General features: G+C 71.7%; 7 protein-coding genes, 1 tRNA gene and 1 pseudogene. All 9 read right to left on the reverse strand.

Annotated elements, in window-relative coordinates; all coding sequences use genetic code 11:
- On the reverse strand, window positions 1–867 hold an 867-nt coding region (gene rplJ / locus VFW24_12265), incomplete at its 3' end, for a 50S ribosomal protein L10 (GenBank protein HEX5267539.1).
- A gap of 184 nt (window positions 868–1,051) precedes the next feature.
- Entirely contained in the window at window positions 1,052–1,771 is a 720-nt protein-coding gene (rplA, locus tag VFW24_12270; GenBank protein HEX5267540.1) for a 50S ribosomal protein L1, read from the reverse strand.
- 9 nt (window positions 1,772–1,780) lie between these two features.
- The gene (gene rplK / locus VFW24_12275; GenBank protein HEX5267541.1) at window positions 1,781–2,209 is read right to left on the reverse strand and encodes a 50S ribosomal protein L11; all 429 of its coding nucleotides are present in this window, start codon (window positions 2,207–2,209) and stop codon (window positions 1,781–1,783) included.
- 40 nt (window positions 2,210–2,249) lie between these two features.
- Window positions 2,250–2,786 (reverse strand): annotated as a pseudogene (gene nusG, locus VFW24_12280) (transcription termination/antitermination protein NusG).
- Between the two features lie 287 nt (window positions 2,787–3,073).
- A complete protein-coding gene (gene secE, locus VFW24_12285) occupies window positions 3,074–3,406 on the reverse strand; it encodes a preprotein translocase subunit SecE (GenBank protein HEX5267542.1) in 333 nt (110 codons plus the stop codon).
- Window positions 3,407–3,457: 51 nt separating this feature from the next.
- Window positions 3,458–3,531, reverse strand: a tRNA-Trp gene (locus tag VFW24_12290).
- A gap of 62 nt (window positions 3,532–3,593) precedes the next feature.
- Complete coding sequence (locus VFW24_12295) at window positions 3,594–3,740, reverse strand: hypothetical protein (protein ID HEX5267543.1); 147 nt, start codon at window positions 3,738–3,740, stop codon at window positions 3,594–3,596.
- A gap of 98 nt (window positions 3,741–3,838) precedes the next feature.
- Window positions 3,839–4,003 (reverse strand): 50S ribosomal protein L33, encoded by a 165-nt coding sequence (rpmG, locus tag VFW24_12300; GenBank protein HEX5267544.1) that lies wholly within the window; start codon window positions 4,001–4,003, stop codon window positions 3,839–3,841.
- Between the two features lie 15 nt (window positions 4,004–4,018).
- Window positions 4,019–4,141, reverse strand: a 123-nt coding sequence (gene tuf, locus VFW24_12305; protein ID HEX5267545.1) for an elongation factor Tu, incomplete at its 5' end; no start/stop codon positions are given.

Raw genomic sequence — 4,141 nt, forward strand, 5'->3', positions numbered from 1 at the left:
CTGGTTTTCGGAATCGTGTGAAACGTCGCTGGGGGGGGCGCACCCGGGTTCGGCCTCCGGTTCGGCCTCGGGGGTCGGGGAGGCGTCGCTGACCTCGTCGACCCGGGGCGCCGCCGCCTCGGCCTCCACCGCGCCGGCCTCGACCACCTCGTCCTCGACCGCCTCGGCAACCGGTTCCGACGCGACAGCCGGTTCGGACGGGACAGCCGGGGGGGCCTCCTCCGCCGCAGCCGGGGCCGGCGCTTCCTCGGCGGGTGCCGGTCCGGCCGGGGCCGGCGCGTCAGACGCGACAGGCCCGTCGGCGGGCGATGCGGCCGCGGCAGGGGCGTCGGCCGGGGCGCCCGGGGCGCCACCCTTGTCGATAAGGGCCTTCAGGCCGTAGGCGAGGTTCCGGGGCAGGGCCTGGAGGAGCCCGGCCAGCTGCTGCATCGGGGCGGCCAGGCCCCCGGCCAGGCGGGACAGCAGGACCTCGCGGGACGGCAGCTCGGCCAGCGCCCCGGCCCGCTGGGCGCTGAGGACGTTGCCGCCGAGCAGGCCGCCCTTGATCACCAGGTTGGGGTTGACCCGCGAGAAGTCCCGGAGGGCCTTGGCGACCGCCGCCGGGTCCCCGTCCACGAAGGCGATGGCGGTGGGACCGGAGAGCAGCTCCTCCAGCTCGTCGAGGCCCAGGTCCCGCACGGCGAAGCGGACCAGGGTGTTCTTGTACACCTTGTACTCCCCGCCGGCCTCCCGCAGGGAGCGCCGCAACCGGGCCATCTCGGAGACGGTCAGGCCCCGGTACTCGGTGAGAAGGGCCCCGGCCGCGCTCCCCAGGCGCTCACGCACCTCGGCGACCACCGCCACCTTCTCGGGCCTCGGGTTGTCCATGCTCTCGTCCTCTGAAACGACACAGGGCGCCGCCGCGGACACGGACGAACGCCCTGAGATCTCAGAGGTCCACCTCGTCAGGCGGGCCGGTCCCGGCCCCTTGGGCACCCTGGCGGGCGCACCTGATGTCTACGGCGAAGCGATTCGGTTGTGCTCCCACCCTACACGGCGGGTCCGGCCCGACTCAGGCCGTGGCGGCCAGCTCCTCGTCGGTGATCCTGATGCGGGCCGGGTCGATCTTCACGCCCGGGCCCATGGTCGAGCTGACCGTCACCGACCTGACGTAGCGCCCCTTCGACGCCGCCGGCTTGACCCGGACCAGCTCGTCGGCGACGGCCCGGAAGTTGGCGAGCAGCCGGGAGCGCTCGAAGGACGCCTTGCCGATCGGCACGTGGACGTTCCCGAAGCGGTCGGTCCGGTACTCGACCCGGCCTCCCTTGAACTCGGTCACGGCCCGTCCCACCTCGGTGGTGACGGTCCCGGTCTTGGGGTTCGGCATCAGGCCCCGGGGGCCGAGGACCCGCCCGAGCCGGCCGACCATGCCCATGAGATCGGGCGTGGCGATGGCCACGTCGAAATCCAGGAAGCCCTCGGTGACCCGCTGGACCAGGTCGTCGGCACCCACCACGTCGGCGCCCGACGCCCGGGCGTCGGCGGCGGCCTCCCCGGCGGCGAAGACGGCAACGCGGACGTCCTTGCCGGTCCCCGCCGGCAGGGCCACGGTTCCCCGGACGATCTGGTCGGCCCGCCGGGGGTCGACCCCGAGGCGCACGGCCAGCTCGACGGTCTCGTCGAACTTGGCCGGGGCCAGGCTCTTGACCAGGTCGACGGCCTCGATCGGGCCGTGCAGCTGCTGGCGGTCGTACCGCTTGGCGGCGTCGGTGTACTTCTTGCCCCGTTCCATGTCGGCCTCCTAGCGCGCCACGGTGATGCCCATCGACCGGGCGGTGCCGGCCACCTGCTTCTTGGCGGCGTCCAGGTCGTTGGCGTTGAGGTCGGGCATCTTGGTCTGGGCTATCTCGGTCAGCTGGGCGTCGGTGATCGTTCCCACCGCCTCCCTGCCCGTGGCCGCCGCACCCTTCTCCAGCCCGGCCGCCTGGCGCAGGAGCACCGGGGTGGGCGAGGTCTTGAGGATGAAGGTGAAGCTCCGGTCCTCGTAGATCGTGATCTCGACCGGGATGATCGAGCCCCGCTGGTTCTCGGTGGCGGCGTTGTACTGCTTGCAGAACTCCATGGTCTGCACGCCGTGGGGACCGAGGGCGGTCCCGACCGGGGGCGCGGGCGTGGCCGATCCGGCGGGGAGCTGGATCTTGACCACGGCGGTGACGCGTCTTTTTGCCATTTCCTGCTACCTGTCCTCGAATGCCTGTTCTCTCGGCGCCCTACAGCTTGGCGACCTGGCTGAACTCCAGCTCGACGGGCGTCTCCCGCCCGAAGATGTTGACCAGGACCTTGAGCTTGAGCTGGTCCTCGTTGATCTCGGCGATCTGGCCCGAGAAGTCCGCGAACGGCCCCTCCCGCACCCGCACCGTCTCCCCCTCCTCGAACTCGAGGCGGGGCCGGGTCTTCTTGACCGCCGATGAGCCCGGGGCCGCCTCCTGCTTGACCTGCAGGATGTCCTCGACCTCCCGGCGGGAGAGCGGGGTGGGCTTGGACCCCAGGCCCACGAAGCCGGTCACCCCGGGGGTGTCCCGCACCACGTGCCAGGAGTCGTCGTCGAGCTCCAGGCGGACCAGCAGGTAGCCGGGGAAGACCTTCTTCTGGACGACGACCTTCTTGCCGCCCTTGAACTCGATGACGTCTTCCATCGGGATGACGACCTCGAAGATCCGCTCCTCCATGTTCATGGAGGCGATGCGGCTCTCGAGGTTGGACTTCACCTTGTTCTCGTAGCCGGCGTAGGTGTGGACGACGAACCACTGGCCGGGCCGGTCGTAGGGGCTCTCGACCGGGGGGGCGACCTCCTCGTCGTCCTCGTCGTCGAGCATCTCGTCGGCGCCCTCCGCCAGCAGATCCTCGGCGTCGACCACCTCGAGGGCGGCCGGGACCTCGGCCTCGATCGCCGGGGAGGCCTCGATCGCCGGGGAGGCCTCGGCCTCGACACCGGGGGGGGCGTCCGCCTCGGGCGGGGCCGGAGCCCCGGCGGGCGCGGCGGGCGCCTCCCCGAGACTCGCCTCCTCGGCGAGCAGCTCCTCGAAGGAGTCGCTCACAGCCCGAACAACGCCTTGATGGCCCGGGAGAACCCGAGGTTGAGCAGGAACACGAACGAGACCAGGATGACCAGCGTCACCAGGACGATGGTCGTGTAGTTGACGACCTCGTCCCGGGTGCCCCAGGCCACCTTGCGCAGCTCCCCGCGTACGTCCTTGACGCCCGAGACCACCCGGGTCGTGAGCGGGGGTCGGGGCGGAGCGCCGGTCGTGCGTGCGGCCTGGGCCCGGCTCGGCGGCTGGCGGACCGGGCGTTCGGCGGACTCGGGGGTGCCGTCGGGCCCGAGCTGGCCCTGGCGCTGCATCATGCGCTTGGTCTGACGGTTCAACGGGCTTGCCTTCTGATGGTGCGTCTGATGGTCGTTCCGGAGGGCCGCGAGCAGGGCAGGAGGGACTCGAACCCCCAACCGCCGGTTTTGGAGACCGGTGCTCTGCCAAATTGAGCTACTGCCCTTTGGGGGTCCTGCTCTGCCACGTTGAGCCGCTGCCCTCCGGGGGTCGTGGCCGACGAGGATATCACCGCGACCTGGCCGCTCCCCGGGCGGCCACCAGCGCCCCGACCGCCGCGCCGGCGGCGGCGGCCACCCCGGCCACGCCCACCAGGAACGCCCGGCGCCGCTCGGCCGGGGTGAGCCGGCGGGCCCGGGCCGGGAACAGCGGCACAATCACGGCCTCCCCGGGCCGCCGCCCTCCGGCCGGCGCCCGGCGTCCCCGGATCCCCCCGCCCTCCCGGCGGGGGCCCGGGACTCCTACCCCATCGGTCAGCGGGTCTCCTTGTGGAGGGTGTGACCCCGGTCCCACTTGCAGTACTTCTTCATCTCGATCCGCTCGCGGTCGTTCTGCTTGTTCTTGACCGTGATGTAGTTGCGCCGCTTGCAGACCTCGCAGGCCAGGGTGACCTTGACCCGCTTCTCGTTCTTCGGCATCCCTGTCTCCCTCGGCTACTTGAGGATCTTGGTGACCACGCCCGAGGCCACGGTGCGCCCACCCTCGCGGATGGCGAAGCGCAGGCCCTCGTCCATGGCGATGGGCTTCTGCAGCTCCACGGTGATGGTGGTGTTGTC

This window comes from Acidimicrobiales bacterium, assembly GCA_036273495.1.
Taxonomy (GTDB): Bacteria; Actinomycetota; Acidimicrobiia; order Acidimicrobiales; family JAJPHE01; genus DASSEU01.

What these genes read in the sequence shown, in the direction of transcription:
- rplA (HEX5267540.1), bottom strand. Translation starts at nt 1,771, where the DNA reads ATGGAACGGGGCAAGAAGTACACCGACGCCGCCAAGCGGTACGACCGC.
- rplK (HEX5267541.1), bottom strand. Translation starts at nt 2,209, where the DNA reads ATGGCAAAAAGACGCGTCACCGCCGTGGTCAAGATCCAGCTCCCCGCC.
- rpmG (HEX5267544.1), bottom strand. Translation starts at nt 4,003, where the DNA reads ATGCCGAAGAACGAGAAGCGGGTCAAGGTCACCCTGGCCTGCGAGGTC.